Raw genomic sequence first — 13,886 nt, forward strand, 5'->3', positions numbered from 1 at the left:
CTCATCGACGCCGACGACGCCGTATCGTCAAAATCCCCATCAATCCCAAAGCTCCCAGCAACGCCCGACCGGGCTCCGGCACCGCGCTAAACGCCAGCCCATAATGGTTGAGTCCACCTCCAAACTCCAAACCGTTAAATTCCCAAATCCCTGCGCCCAATTGCGCCTGGTAGATCGTCGCCGTCTGGTTGATGCTTCCATCTCCCCCTTCATCGATCCCCAAGGTCTGGCCTGTTGAGACAAACCCCATCTCGCCAATCCAGGCAGGCACCGCCGACCCAATCCGATTATCCAAAATCAGAAACGCCGTTGCATCCTCCAAGAGCGTCACCTCATACAACGCAGTCGTCGCCGAAAACGCCCGGGCATCATTGCTCGTCTGCACAAAATCCGCCCCCGCCAAACCCGGCACTGCCGCAAGCACCGTGCTGGTGACCACAAACTGGTGCGTCCGATCCACAAAAGCCGTCACCCCGGAGGCAAACCCCAACCGCAACAACGCCGGAGTCGGATTGCCGCCACCCGCGCGCGCCACCCCGCCCACCACTGTCCCGGCCCGTGTGGTCACCAGTCCATAGTTGTTGTTCCCCGCAAAACCCAACCCATTAAATACATGCACCCCAGCTCCGAGCCTCGCCGTAAAAACCGCAGCCTGGGTGTTGATGCTCAACCCCGGTCCCACCCCGAGATCCGCCGCCCCACTGCCCTCGTCATACCCCACCCGATATTCCCCATCGGTGCCGCCGTTCAATACCCGCTCAAACCCCATCGAAGCCACCCAAGCCGGCACCGCCTGCCGCGTATCGATCAATAAAAACACCTGCGCCTCCTCCCCCAGCGTCACCTGATAAGCCCCACTGGTCGCACTCACCGCCCGCGCATCATTCGCCATCTGCACATACGTCTCACCCACCAGTCCTAAACCCGCGAACGTTGGCTGACGTCTGGTAACGTCCGTGCTCACCCCGTTCCATTGGTGAAGCCGATCCGAAAACGCGGCCACATCTTCACCAAAAATCCCGCCCGCAGCCGGTGGATCGGCATAAGTCGCCGCCGCCGGAAGTTCCATGACCGACACCACCACCGCTCCACGCAATTCGAGCCCGGCCAAGCAGAAGCCCCATCCCACTAGCAATCCGCAGACCATCCGCCTGCCCCGACTGCCTTGGTTGCAGAGAACGTTCATCATCAGGTCATCTTGGCCATAATTCACCGCCATCGTCAACCCCAAAACCCCACACCGTCCTTGCCTTTTGCTCACCCGTCGTTATCTCAGGACACCCCCATTCGATCTCCATGCGCCAACCCATCCTCATCATTGGCCAAGGCCTCGCCGGCACCGCCATCGCCTGGCGACTCTGGCAATGTGGCATCCCTTTTCTCATCGTCGATCCCAACCAGTCCGAAACCTGCTCGAAAGTTGCCGCCGGACTGATCACGCCCATCACCGGCATGCGCCTCAACCTCAGCTGGCGCATTGCCGACCTCCTCCCCGCCGCCGAGCATTTCTATCGCGACATCGAGAAGCAACTCGGCGTTGGTTTCTATCATTCGCTGCCTCATTCCCGCCTTTTCAAAGAACCCCGCGAAATTGCCCTGTGGGAAAAACGCCGCATCGATCCCGCCTTCATCCCGTGGATCGATTCCGAATCCGAATCTGAAAGCGCAGACGAGATCGCTGATCCCGCCCTCTTTCACTCCGAACTTGGTGGCTTTCGCCAACAAGGTTCCGGATGGCTCGACACTCTCACCTACCTTGAAGCCAGCCGTCAATTTTTCGAAGAAAACACCTGCTGCCAGCAAGGCCTCGTCAACGAATCCGACCTCGACATCCGCGCGGACACGATCATCTGGCACGACGCCGAATTTTCACACGCCATCCTCTGTCGCGGCTGGCAGCAATCCGCCAGCGACCTCACCCCGTGGCTACCCTTCGATGCAGCACGCGGCGTCATGGTCGATCTCGAATTTGAATCCTCCATCCTCTCCCGACACATCTACAACCGCGGTGGCTGGATTCTCCCTCACAGCCCTGATCGCTGGCGCGCAGGTTCAACTTATGAATTCGATTTTCAACGGCCGTTGGAAGATTCTTTGGCCGACCTTCAAAAGAAGCTGCAGGCCCTCCTTCGCATCCCCTTCACGATGACCCGACCTCGCGCTGGCGTCCGCCCCATCATCAAAGGCCGACAGGCCGTGCTTGGTCGTCATCCCGCGAATGACCGCCTGCTGGTCTTCAACGGCCTCGGCTCCAAAGGTGCGATGAAATCCCCGCTCTTATCACGCTGGCTCGTTGACCACCTTCTCGACCACCAGCCTCTCGACGAGGCCATCGACATCCGCTCCAACCTGTGAAAAGTAGAAGGCTCGTCCCGAGCCTTTCGTTCATGCACTCCACAGCTCAAGGCTCGGGACGAGCCTTCTACTTTCCACACCATGCCGAGCTCCGCCCACCAGCCATTTCCCACCGCCGTCCAGTGGTCGCACCTCCTGCTCCAACCTCGACTCCAACCCGGCATGAACGCCGTCGACGCCACCGCTGGCAACGGACACGATGCCCTCTTCCTTGCCCAGCACGTCCTCCCCAATGGAAAACTGTTCATCTTTGACATTCAGGAGCCCGCCATTACCTCCACCCGCCAGCGATTGCTCGACCACGCCATCCCGCTCGACTCCGTTGAATTCTTCCAAACCGGTCACCAAACGCTCATCCAATCACTGCCGCCAACTCTTCATGGCCAAATCAATGCCATCATGTTCAACCTCGGCTATCTCCCCGGCGGTGACAAATCCCGCATCACGCTGACTGAGAGCACCCTCAGCGCCATTCGGCAAGCCCTCGACATGCTCGCGCCGGACGGCCTCCTCACCACCGTCGTCTATCCCGGTCACGATGGCGGACGCGAAGAAGCTGCCTTAGTCGAAACGCTCTTCAGCCAACTTCCTTCTGACATTTTCGAAGTTCAAAAACACGCCTTCCTCAACTACCGCCCAACCACACCCTATCTCATGGCAGTCCGCCGCAAAAAAGCGGAAGCAGGCACGCCGACCACGCCCTAACCCCCGCCTCACGTGCAACGCCAGCACGTCGCGCGTTCGACAATGATGTCGCCCTATGCTCGCTTCTTATTCCCCTCAATGGCAGCAGGTGGATTTAGGAGCGATGCCTTCATAGCGGTCGTGATGTTTCCACCATTCATACAAGGGGCCCTGAGGCCAGCCTGCGGGGGAGTCTTCGCCGATTTCCTGTCGACCGAAGGGAGTGATGTCGAAATAAGTAAATGTGGCACCGAGATGTTCGACGCCGCGATCGGAAGTGAAGTAGGTTTGAAAGATGCGGTCGCCATCACGGAGGAAAACGCTGAGGGCGTGGTGTTCGCCGGTTTCGTCGGTGACGCCGAAGTCGTAGTTGAAGTCGGAGCCAAAGGAAGAAAACCAGGGTTCCGACCAGCCCATGCGTTTTTTGAAGGGTTCGATTTTGGCGAGCGGAGCGCGGGAGACCACGACGCGGGTGATGTCCTTCGCATGGAGGTGGGCGGGATGGCACATGTTGTCGAGAACCATGGAGCAGCCGCTGCAGCCTTCCTCATCTTCAGGGGCAAACATGAAATGGTAGAGGACGAGCTGTCGACGACCATCAAACAGGTCGAGTAATGTGAGAGGGCCGTTCGGTCCGTGGAACTGGTAGCTTTTGGTGATCTCGACCATGGGCATCCGGCGGCGTTCGGCACTGAGCGCTTCGCCAGCACGGGTGTGGGCTTTCTCTTTGACCAGCAGGGCTTCGCGGGCGGCCTGCCATGTTTCGCGGGAGACGATTTGGGGTAAGTTCATGGTTATTAGTTTTTGGTTTCGAGATGACGACGATTGCGAGATGAAAACCGGGACAATTTTTTTGCATTGTTGTCCTGTCGAGGGCGGTGTTATTCGTTGTTGGAGTGAAGTGCCGTCACGGCGGCATCGCAAATACTTGTAACTCCAACATCATTCACATTCATGAACCTTCCCATCATTCAACCTTACTTGTTCTTCAACGGTCGCTGCGAAGAAGCAATCAACTTTTATCAGACCGCCCTTGATGCGAAGGTGGACATGGTCATGAAGTTCAGTGACAGCCCCGAACCGCCCCCGCCGGGAATGATCCCTGAAGGTTGGGAGGACAAGGTCATGCACGCGAGCTTCACTTTTGAGGGAAACATCGTGATGGCCTCGGATGGCTGTGAGGCTCAGGGCGGGTATGCGGGTTTTTCCTTGTCGTTGAGCGTGGCAAGTGCGGAAGAGGCGAAGCGTTATTTTGATGCGTTGTCAGAGGGAGGCGAGGTGACGATGCCATTGGGCGAGACGTTTTGGTCGCCCATCTTCGGGATGTTGAAGGACAAGTTTGGAGTTGCCTGGATGGTTGGGGTGCATGTCGAGCCTCCAGCAGGGTGCTGACCAATGACGACAAGGAAGGGCGGTCTCTCTGACCGCCGACGGTTTAATTGGGAGCCTGGGCACTGACGGCGGCCAGGATGGCACTGCTTCTTGAGCCCACTGCCCACTGCCCACTGCCCACTGCCTACTGCCCACTGCCCACTGCCCACTGCCTACTGCCTACTGCCTACTCGGCGAGAAGGATCAACTGCGGGAAGAGAGGCGTGGGGGTGCCGAGCTGATGACCAGTGGGAAGGAGGCCCCAATGGAGGTCGCTGAGGGTGAATTTTTCGGCGGGGATCCAATTGAGCTGCTCGCGGAGTTTGCGGGTGGCGGTGGGGATGATGGGATCAAGCAGGATGCTGATGTGGGCAAGCGACTCGGCGAGGTGGTAGAGGACGCTGTCAAGACGGGCAGCTTGCTCAGGATCCTTGGCAAGTTTGAAGGGGAGGGTGGTGTCGACGAACTTGTTGGCGTGGTCGATGATCTTCCAGGCTTCGGCGATGCCGTCGTGAATGGCCCAGGCGTTCATTTTGGAGGCGTAGGCAATTGGGGCAGAGGCGACGGTCTGGCGAAGGGCGACGTTAATCTCATCATCGTAGCTGCCGGGGGTGAGGATGCCGCTGCGATACTTTTGCGCCATGTTGATGGTGCGGTTGAGAAGGTTGCCGAGGCCGCCGGCGAGTTCCTTGCTGTAGGCCATGTGGAGGCGCTCGGTGTTGCTGTCGGCATCGTAGCCGGTGGCAATATCGCGCATGAGATAATAACGAAGGCCGTCGGCGGTGACGAGGTCTGAGACCTGGTTGGGATCGATGACGTTGCCGAGGCTCTTGCTCATCTTCTGGCCTTTGACGTTCCACCAGCCGTGCACGATGAGCTGGGGAATGTGTTCGTCGGGGAAGCCGAGGGCATGGAGCATGATGGGCCAGTAGATGGCGTGAGCAGGGACGAGGATGTCTTTGCCGATGACGTGGGCTTCACAGGGCCAGAGTTTGGAGAAGTCGGGGAGACCGGGGTTGCCGACTTCATCGGCGAGGTAGCCGGCGAAGCTGATGTAGTTGGTGAGGGCGTCGAACCAGACATAGGTGACGTAGCGGTCGTCGAAGGGAAGCGGGATGCCCCAGGTGAGTCGCTCTTTAGGTCGTGAGATGCTGAGGTCCTGGCCGACAGTGTTTTCGAGGGCGTTGAGGACGTCGTTGGCGCGGAAGGCGGGGAAGATGAAGTCAGGATGGGATTTGATGAACTCGCGCAGCCAGTCGACGTGGTCGCTGAGTTTGAAGAACCAGTTTTCTTCATGGAGCTCGACGACGGTGCCCCATTCAGGTCCGAAGTTGCCTTCGGCGTCGCGTTCTTTGTCAGTAAGAAACTGTTCCTGACGTTCGCTGTAGAAACCCTGGTAGGATTTTTTGTAAAGCTGGCCGTTGTCGTGGAGTTTTTGCAGAATGGCCTGGACAACACGACGGTGTTTTTCGTCGGTGGTGGCGGCCCAGCCGTCGTATTTAATGCCAAGTTTTTCCCAGAGGGCGAGGAATTTGACGGTGGTGGCCTCGACAAAGGCGGTGGGGGTGACACCGGCGGCTTCGGCGCTTTTTTGCACTTTTTGACCGTATTGGTCGACGCCGGTCAGGAAGAAAACCTCGCGTCCCTGAAGGCGCTGGAAGCGGGCCATCACATCGGCGAGGACTTTCTCATAGGCATGCCCGATGTGCGGGGCGCCGTTGGTGTAGTCGATGGCGGTGGTGATGTAGTAGGGCTTCATGGGAAAGGCTAAAGGATGAAGGCTAAAGGATAAAAGATGAGGACGGAAGATTTGCGATTGAGAAGTGGGAGCGGGCCGGGGTGGTTGGGCTCTTTAGTCTTCTGCCTTTTCGTCTTTTGTCTCTTTAACTATTTTACCGCCGAGCGAGAGGATGCGGGCTTTGCCTTTGGCGTCTTCGGCTTCGGCGATCTGGCCGTTTTTGACATACATCTGGGAGAGGGCGGTCCAGGCGAGGAGATCGTTGGGTCGAAGGGTGGTGGCCATCATGCCAGCACCGATGGCTTCCTTGACGGAATCGCTTTTGAAAAGGGCCATGCCGAGGGCGTGCCAGCCGTCGGCATATTGGGGGTCGAGCTCGACGCAGCGACGATAGAGAGGAACGGCTTCGGCGATTTCTCCGATGGCGACGAGGCCGCTGGCTTCGTCATAGAGGTCGTCGCGTTCCGCAGTGTCGATCATGATGCTGCGGGAACCTCGGCGCCGGCGCCAAGGGAGCGTTGGATGATGGGGTCGGCGTCGACTTTGGCTTCTTCGCGACGGCGTTCGAACCAGGCGCGGAAGATGCCGAACTGCAGGGAGCCGTCGATGGACTGACGCATTTCTGTTTTGGTGGTGACGGAGTCTTCGCGTTTGTGGAGTTCCTTGTTCAGGACATAGACGAGGAGGAGACCGGTCTCGGCAGGGGCGGGTTGGGAAGTGAAGTTGCCTGCAGGAGTGCCTGCGGCGGCTTGAGCGATGGCCTGACCGTTGCTGATGTCGGTGAGGGGGTTGGCCGGGGAGAAGTCGGCAAGGTTTTGAGGGGTCACTCCGGCTTCCTTGGCGGCATCGGCGAAGGATTTGCCACCTTTGACGAGCTCTTCGATTTTCTTGCGGGTGTCGTTGGCGGCCTTGGTGAGGGCTTCGGTGGCCTTTTGATCGATGAGAGTCTCGCGAATGGCGGTTTTGACTTCGTCGAGAGTCTGGGGTTGCGGGGCTTTTACTTCGGTGACCTTGTAAACGTAGTAGCCTTTGTCGCCTTCAACGGGATCACTGATCGGGCGGGTGGCGGGATCATTGAGGAAAATGTCGGCAACCACGCGGAACTCGTCTTTGAGGGCCTCAGGGGCTTCGCTGCGGGCAAACGCGGGGAGGGTTTTGACTTCGAGTCCGGCTTTTTTGGCTTCAGCGTCGAGGTCGGCATTGGGCGCGATGACGGCGAGGGAGAAAGCGTTGATTTTTTCGGCGTTGGAATTGATGGCTTTGGTGCGGTCCTCTTCGCTGAGGGTGTCGGTGGTGGGGTTGGGGAAGAACACATAGCTGACGGCACGTTGCTCCTGGGTTTTGTATTCGTCTTTGCGCTCTTCGAAGTATTTGGCGACCTCCTCGTCGGTGACGGAGACGTCTTTTTTGTAGGTTTCGCGGGCAAAAGGGATGGTGGCGACCTTGATGTTCTGGAAGCGGTCGGTGTAGAAGAGGTCGGTGAGGTAGTCGGGGGCAACGGCATTGCCGGAGACGAGTTCGACGAGTTTTTGCAGGCCGACCCAGTCGCGCATCAGCTCATACATATCGGCGAGGCGGAAGCCCATGGAGCCGAGGTTGTTTTGGATGAACTCGGCGAGTGCACCGTTGAATTCGCCCTTTTCGTTTTTGAGGGAGGGCAGGTTGCGGAAGGCTTCGCGGGCTTCGTCGTCGCTGACGTGAATGCCGTTCTTCTTGAGTTCGTGGCGGAGGACAAGCAGATTGAAGGCGAAGTCAGGCTGAATCGCTTCCTGGAACTGGAAGGAGCGGACGATGAAGCTGAGCGTGTCGGCAAAAGAGGCCTGGGTGCTGTCGACCTGGAGTTGCAGGTGGTTGGCGAGAGTGTGAAGACGTTGCAGGCGGCCGAGTTCGGCGTTGGAGTGGTTTTTGCCGTAGATGGAAAACGCGGTGTCTTCAGGTCCGATCATTCCGGGAGGCTTGGACTGGGTGGCGTTGCCGAAGAAGGCGAAGCTGATGATGACCACGACCGTGATGACGATCCAGAGGGTGCCTTGGTTTTTGCGGAGAAATTCAAGCATGGCGAAAAAAGAAAATGAGGGAGGAGTGGGAGAAACAGGGGGCGCACCTATTCACGGCGTCCGGCGGGGGTCAAGAGGGAAAGGATGCAGGCGAAAGGATAAAGGAAAAATTTATCGTGAGAGGGCGGTCGTGGGTTCCTTCGCGGGGGGGAGGGAGGAAAGTATGCTGGTATCGTTCAGCAATTTCTCCATGGCGGGATCGGATTTGATGCCGCGATCAAGGGCGTTCTTGTAGTGTTTGCGGGCGAGTTCCCAGTCGGGAGGATTGGAGGTGGCGTAGAGGACGGCGAGGTTGAAATGGGCGTCGCCGTAGTTGGGGTCGATGGCGAGGGCGCTCTTGAATTCGGTTTCGGCGCGGTCGCGATTGCCCTGGCGGGTGGTGATGATGCCAAGGTAATGATGCGCGCGGGCGTTGCCTTTGTTGCTGGCGATGCTTTTTTCGAAGTGGGTTTTGGCTTCAGCAAGTTTGTTCTGCTGGAAGAAGCAGATGCCGAGTCGGTAGAGGGCCGTTTCGTTTTGGGGATCATAGACAAGACATTTTTGCAGAAGGACTTCGGCCTCTTCAAACTGGCGGGCGTGGAGTTTCAAACCGGCGAGATTGGTGAGCGCGTTGAGATTTTTCGGATTGGCGCGCAGGGCATCTTGATAGGCCCACTCGGCACCTTTGTAGTCGGAATTGCGCATCGCTTCACTGGCTTTGGCCATGAGGGCGTCTTCGTCCATGTCGCCGCTGTTGTTGTTGGCGGGGGCAGGAGTGGGGGCGGCGGGGTTCTCACCGGTTGGGGTTTTCACCTGATCGGCCGCGGCCTGGGTGGCGGGCGAGTTGGCTTCGAGGGTGGCGTAGACGCCGCCGCTGGTGGCAAGGATTTCCTTGAGTTCTGGCTCAGTGAAGAGGGATTCTTCTTCGACGGTGATGCGGATTCTGCCGGCGGTCATGTCTTCGAGGTTTTCGATGAGAACGCCGGAGGCACCTTCGAGCTTTTTCATTTCGGCGATGACGATTTCCTTGGCCTGCAACTGGCGCTGCTGCTGGCGAAGCTGACGCATGATGATGTTGCGGAGGGCCTGGTTTTCCTCGGCGGCGCGGGCGACTTCGGGCCCAGCTTCGGCTTTGGCTTTTTCGTCGGCAGGGGCTTTGGCGAGCTTGGCGTTAACTTCCTTGAGCTGGACGGTGAGTTCGGCGACCTGGCCTTGATAGGCGGTGTTTTCCTGGCGGAGTTTGGTCAACTCCGACTGAATGCCGGTGATCTGGGTGCGGAGGGAGGCGATTTCCTGGTCTTTTTTGGTGCCTTCGGCGCGCAGGGTTTCAACTTGTTTGCGGGCGCCATCGAGTTCTTTTTTGAGGCGGGTGTTGTCGGCGATGAGTTTTTTCAGTTCATCGGAAGCCGGTGCGCTGGTGCCTTTTTTGGCTTCGGCGAGGTCTTTTTCGAGGGCCTTGTTACGGGCAAACAAATCGTCTTTTTCTTTTTGCAGCGTATCGAGGGATTTGCCGCTTTCGATAAACTGATCGTTGCGGGTCTTGAGCATGTCGCTGACCATCTGGGCTTCGGCGCGGAGTCGTTCGACTTCCTTTCTGGCGGCTTCGTCCTTCGCGCCTTGCTGCTGGGTGGATTCGGCGAGGCGACGCTGCAGGTCGTCGGACTGTTTTTTGAGGAGGTCGATGTCCTGCTGGGCGCGGTTGCGTTCACGAACGGCGTTGGTGTAGCCATCTTCGTAGACTTTCAGTTTGGATTGCAGCTCGTTGATGGTTTGGTCCTTGGCCTGGAACTGCTGGTTGAGGTAATCAAGCGGGTTGCCGGTGGGAGCACCGGGCATTGGCGCAGGAGCTGGTTGCATGATTCCAGGGGCGGCGGGCGCGGGCGACATGGGCATGCCGGGGGACGGAAGAGCTGGGGTGGAAGAAGGAGCGGACTGGCCACGAAGTTTGGCGATGGAACGCTCGATCATGCCGAGGCGGTAATTGACCACCTCGGGCTGCCAGTCGGGATAGTTTTGCGCGATGGCGGCGATGGCCTGCTGGGCTTGCTGGAATTTGGCGAGGGCACCGTTGACGTCGCCAGCTTGTTCAAGCTTTTCGGCTTCGGATTTGAGGTTGAAGCCACGCAGGAAGAGATCGCCAGCGCTGTTGTTGGATTGGGCGCTCAACATCAACAGGCCTGACGCCAGCCAGAGGGTCAGTGTGAGAAGGATATTTGGCATTTTTTGAAACATCGGATGGTGAGAATAACCTGTGATGGGGAAATTGTCCATGTTCTCCGTGCGCTGGAAGGGCCATTTCAGGCGGAAATGACGCGAAAACGGGTGGTTTGGCGGCGGAAGGCGCGCTTGGGGAGGAATGAGAGGCGATGCTGGCGATTTGACGGCGGCAATCGCAAATGCGCATTGCGGCGAATCTTTTGCTTTGAGGATGGCACATTTTACGCGTGACTGTAGCAGTCGGATCGAAGTCAATACTACGGTCGACGTTGTATCTTTGTGAAAATCCAGAGGACGCAATTTTTTAAGCTTGCCTACCCGCTCATCCGTGGGAAATACTTCGATCATCTTAATCTTTCGGATGCCAGTCTCATCCGCAACAGTGCGACCGCCCGAGGACGTTCAACGTTCCTTCAGGGCGGTTTTTCGTTTCAAACCACCGGTCAAAAACAACCATTAACCAGCAATCACGCGCCCATGCTCCACGAAGCCGTCCTCCCCTCTGAAGCCGCCCTGCTAACCACCCCAACCGAACGCGCTGACTGGCAGCAGAACGGTGACCGAAACGCCCGCAAACCGGGAGGAAAAAACAAAACACGAGCGACGCAGTCCCAGTTGCGCTCGACCCTGACGTCCGGTGCCCGGGCGAAGACTTTTGTGTTGGATACCAATGTGCTTCTGCATGATCCGGCCTGTTTGCAGCGCTTTGAGGACAATGAGGTGTGCATTCCGGTGGATGTGTTGAGCGAACTGGATCGCTTCAAGGCGGAACCGAGCGAGCGCGGTGCGAATGCCCGTGAAGCCCACCGGTTGCTGACCAAGGCATTTGCCCAACAGCCTGCGGAGAACGTGCTGGCCGGCGTGCCGACGCCTGGTGGTGGCAAGGTGAGACTGGTGGTCTTTGATACGAATGAGGCGATGACCAATCCGGTGCTGATGAAGTTTCAGCGGGTGTTTCATGACCTCGATAAAATGGATCACCGCATTCTTGCCTGTGCCTTGTGGCTTGGTCAGCAGACGGGCACTCCGGCGATTTTGGTGAGCAAGGACCTCAACATGCAGCTCAAGGCCCGCGCGGTGGGGGTTCCTTGTGAGGATTATCTTCATGACAAAGTCGAGGCCAAGGAGGTTTCGCACATGGAACTGGCCATGGTGACCGTCACGCAGCATGAGTTGCAGCGGTTCGCCAGCAGTGGCGTGCTGTCGATCGATGCGCGCAAGACGGCGTCGTTGGTGGTGAATGAATACGTGCTGCTATCGGCAGGGGAGAAAAACACCATGCCAGCGAGATTCACGGCGACCGGAGAGTTTGCGAGATTGCATGTGCCGGAGAGCCTGCGGGTGATGAATGGTCGCGCAATCAAATCGATGAACCTTGGTCAGGCCTGTTTGCTGGATGCGTTGATGAATCCGGACATTGCGCTGGTGACCTGCTACGGACAAGCCGGGACGGGCAAGACCTTGCTGGCCTGTGCGGCGGGGCTTTCGCAGGTGATGGCGCAGGGGTATACAGGGTTGACAGTCAGTCGTCCGATTGTGGCGATGGGCCAGGGCATCGGCTTCCTTCCTGGAAGTTTGCAGGAGAAAATGCGCCCCTGGTTGCAACCGGTTTATGATGCGCTGGACTTGCTGACCCGCCCGGTGGCGGATGCGAATTTCAGCAAAAAGAAAACATCCAAACACAACAACGCGCGGCCTGATGCAGCCCCTTCGATGCATGCAGCCGTGAGTGCGCCTTATGATCCCTTGATCCAGTCGGGGGTGATTGAGATTGAAGCGTTGTGTTACATCCGCGGTCGCAGTATTCCTGACCGTTTCTTCATCCTGGATGAGGCGCAGCAGTTGACGCCGCTGGAAGCGAAAACGGTGGTGACGAGGATGTCGCGCGGCAGCAAGTTGGTGCTGGTGGGCGATCCGGCGCAGATCGACAATCCGTATGTGGACAGCCGCAGCAATGGTTTGGTTTACACGCGTCAGCGCATGCGTGGTCAGCCTTTCGCGGCGCACATTCCGCTCAGCAAAGGCGAGCGGAGTCCGCTGGCCGAAGCAGGGGCGAGGTTGCTGTAGGGAAGCGATTTCGTTGGTCGCGAGACGGCTCGATGATTTTTGATATGGCTGAAAAGACCTTGCCGCTTAAGATGCTGTTATCTGGCTCCCTATCTTCGATGGTGGGAGCCAGTGAGAGGGCGTATGAAGAGTTGTTTGAGACTCTGAGTCAACTATTGATGGAATGGCGACCGGATGATGGTGATCTGGGTGCGTGTGTCGTGGCGATTTATCACGCCGAAAGTAAGTGCTTCCTACAGGTAGGTGGGATCGAGGATAGTGAGCGCAATTACATGGTGGTCACGACGTTGAATGAAGTCCTGGGAGATTTGCTAGAGGGATTTGTAGGCGAAGGTGAAGAAATTAATGAACCGGTGGCGCGGTTTTTATCTGGAACACTGGCCTCTGAGTTGGTGCGAATGCACTTCAAAATGGAGAATTAAGCCGGGAAGGAATATCGAGCTAGCCGCCCCGTCAATTGCAGAGGAAATATCTCAATAGCGCCATTCGACAATCTCATTGATGTCGAGGGTTCGGCAGCGGGCGTTGCCGATCTGCCCGTGGAGGGGGAGGTGGTAATGGCCGCAATACCAGGCTTTGAGGGGGTGGTTGGCTTTCAACAGGGCTTCACCCAGTTGATGATGTTGTTGAATTTCGGACTGGAGATCCTTGTGAAGGTTTTTGTCACGGGCGTGCCAGCCATTGAGGAACGGAGCTTTCGGCGTCAGGCCGGTCCATGGGCCACCAGCGTGGGTGATCAAGATGGAAATGGGTTCGTCGGGAAGTTCTCCGTTCCAATCGAAGATTTCGTCGCGCCACCAGTCGATGTCGCGAGTGCGGGAAGTTCGGTCGACACTATGGGCACCGCCCCAGCAGAAGATGGTTTCATCGTGCAGTGAGAGCACGGTGCCGTCCTTGACCAGCGATAAACCATCGTATTGGCGACCATCAAACCAGTCTCGGCGGTCATGGGTTCCGCGGATGGCGAAGATCCGGTTGTTGCGGGCGGACACGGCGGAGCCGAGCCTGCGCAGGATGGATTCATCGCTTTTCCAATCGCGAAATCCAACGCCCAAATCGCCGACCTGGATGATGTCGCCTCCCTCCACGACGTCCGACCAGAGGCGCAGGGCTTCAAAATCCCCGTGCACATCGCCACAGAAATAAAGAGGTCGTTCTGCGGTATCAGGGTTCATTCGGGAAAGGTGAATTGGATGAGGCATTTGGTGTGCCAGCAGTGCAACTTTTGAGTCGGTGCGTGCATGTAGCGGCAGGGGCAGGCTGTGACCATTGGCTGCGGGTTCCGGTAAATAATTTTCGAAAATCGCTGCAACGTCACACCAGTCTTAACGTTTAACGCGGACAGTGACGGGTTTCCTCCCGAGCTTTTTAGATCAGATCATTCAAACCAAATACTGAACTAATCGAATCAAACTAAC

General features: G+C 57.7%; 12 protein-coding genes. 5 read left to right on the plus strand and 7 right to left on the minus strand.

The annotated features are described in order from the left end of the window. Position 1: 1 nt before the first annotated feature. Positions 2-1,189: a hypothetical protein gene (locus tag FEM03_RS09200; RefSeq protein ID WP_138085912.1), complete on the minus strand. Its 1,188-nt coding sequence runs from the start codon at positions 1,187-1,189 to the stop codon at positions 2-4. Between the two features lie 107 nt (positions 1,190-1,296). On the opposite strand from FEM03_RS09200, the gene FEM03_RS09205 reads away from it, so the two are divergent. Together FEM03_RS09205 and mnmM are read left to right on the plus strand one after the other, a co-directional pair. Then, positions 1,297-2,355: an NAD(P)/FAD-dependent oxidoreductase gene (locus tag FEM03_RS09205; protein WP_138085913.1), complete on the plus strand. Its 1,059-nt coding sequence runs from the start codon at positions 1,297-1,299 to the stop codon at positions 2,353-2,355. Between the two features lie 81 nt (positions 2,356-2,436). After that, positions 2,437-3,060 carry a tRNA 5-(aminomethyl)-2-thiouridylate-methyltransferase MnmM gene (gene mnmM / locus FEM03_RS09210; protein ID WP_138085914.1) on the plus strand — a complete coding sequence of 208 codons (624 nt, stop codon included), beginning with the start codon at positions 2,437-2,439 and terminating at the stop codon, positions 3,058-3,060. A gap of 75 nt (positions 3,061-3,135) precedes the next feature. Here the strand turns inward: mnmM and FEM03_RS09215 are convergent, their stop codons facing one another. Continuing rightward, entirely contained in the window at positions 3,136-3,831 is a 696-nt protein-coding gene (locus tag FEM03_RS09215; protein ID WP_138085915.1) for a DUF899 domain-containing protein, read from the minus strand. Between the two features lie 162 nt (positions 3,832-3,993). On the opposite strand from FEM03_RS09215, the gene FEM03_RS09220 reads away from it, so the two are divergent. Further along, entirely contained in the window at positions 3,994-4,431 is a 438-nt protein-coding gene (locus tag FEM03_RS09220) for a VOC family protein (protein ID WP_138085916.1), read from the plus strand. 166 nt (positions 4,432-4,597) lie between these two features. Here the strand turns inward: FEM03_RS09220 and FEM03_RS09225 are convergent, their stop codons facing one another. From FEM03_RS09225 to FEM03_RS09240, 4 genes are all read right to left on the minus strand, one after another. Continuing rightward, complete coding sequence (locus FEM03_RS09225; protein WP_138085917.1) at positions 4,598-6,169, minus strand: class I tRNA ligase family protein; 1,572 nt, start codon at positions 6,167-6,169, stop codon at positions 4,598-4,600. Positions 6,170-6,262: 93 nt separating this feature from the next. Further along, a complete protein-coding gene (locus FEM03_RS09230) occupies positions 6,263-6,628 on the minus strand; it encodes a tetratricopeptide repeat protein (protein WP_138085918.1) in 366 nt (121 codons plus the stop codon). Beyond that, entirely contained in the window at positions 6,625-8,205 is a 1,581-nt protein-coding gene (locus FEM03_RS09235; protein ID WP_138085919.1) for a peptidylprolyl isomerase, read from the minus strand. The genes FEM03_RS09230 and FEM03_RS09235 overlap by 4 nt, the downstream gene beginning before the upstream one ends. A 111-nt stretch (positions 8,206-8,316) precedes the next feature. Continuing rightward, on the minus strand, positions 8,317-10,404 hold the full coding sequence (locus FEM03_RS09240) for a tetratricopeptide repeat protein (protein WP_138085920.1): 2,088 nt from the start codon (positions 10,402-10,404) through the stop codon (positions 8,317-8,319). A 474-nt stretch (positions 10,405-10,878) separates the two neighbouring features. On the opposite strand from FEM03_RS09240, the gene FEM03_RS09245 reads away from it, so the two are divergent. Together FEM03_RS09245 and FEM03_RS09250 are read left to right on the plus strand one after the other, a co-directional pair. Then, a complete protein-coding gene (locus FEM03_RS09245; RefSeq protein WP_138086098.1) occupies positions 10,879-12,468 on the plus strand; it encodes a PhoH family protein in 1,590 nt (529 codons plus the stop codon). 44 nt (positions 12,469-12,512) lie between these two features. After that, positions 12,513-12,890: a hypothetical protein gene (locus FEM03_RS09250; protein ID WP_138085921.1), complete on the plus strand. Its 378-nt coding sequence runs from the start codon at positions 12,513-12,515 to the stop codon at positions 12,888-12,890. A gap of 51 nt (positions 12,891-12,941) precedes the next feature. Here the strand turns inward: FEM03_RS09250 and FEM03_RS09255 are convergent, their stop codons facing one another. Beyond that, entirely contained in the window at positions 12,942-13,643 is a 702-nt protein-coding gene (locus FEM03_RS09255) for a hypothetical protein (protein ID WP_138085922.1), read from the minus strand. Positions 13,644-13,886: the final 243 nt, after the last annotated feature.

Source organism: Phragmitibacter flavus (genome assembly GCF_005780165.1).
GTDB classification, from domain to species: domain Bacteria; phylum Verrucomicrobiota; class Verrucomicrobiia; order Verrucomicrobiales; family Verrucomicrobiaceae; genus Phragmitibacter; species Phragmitibacter flavus.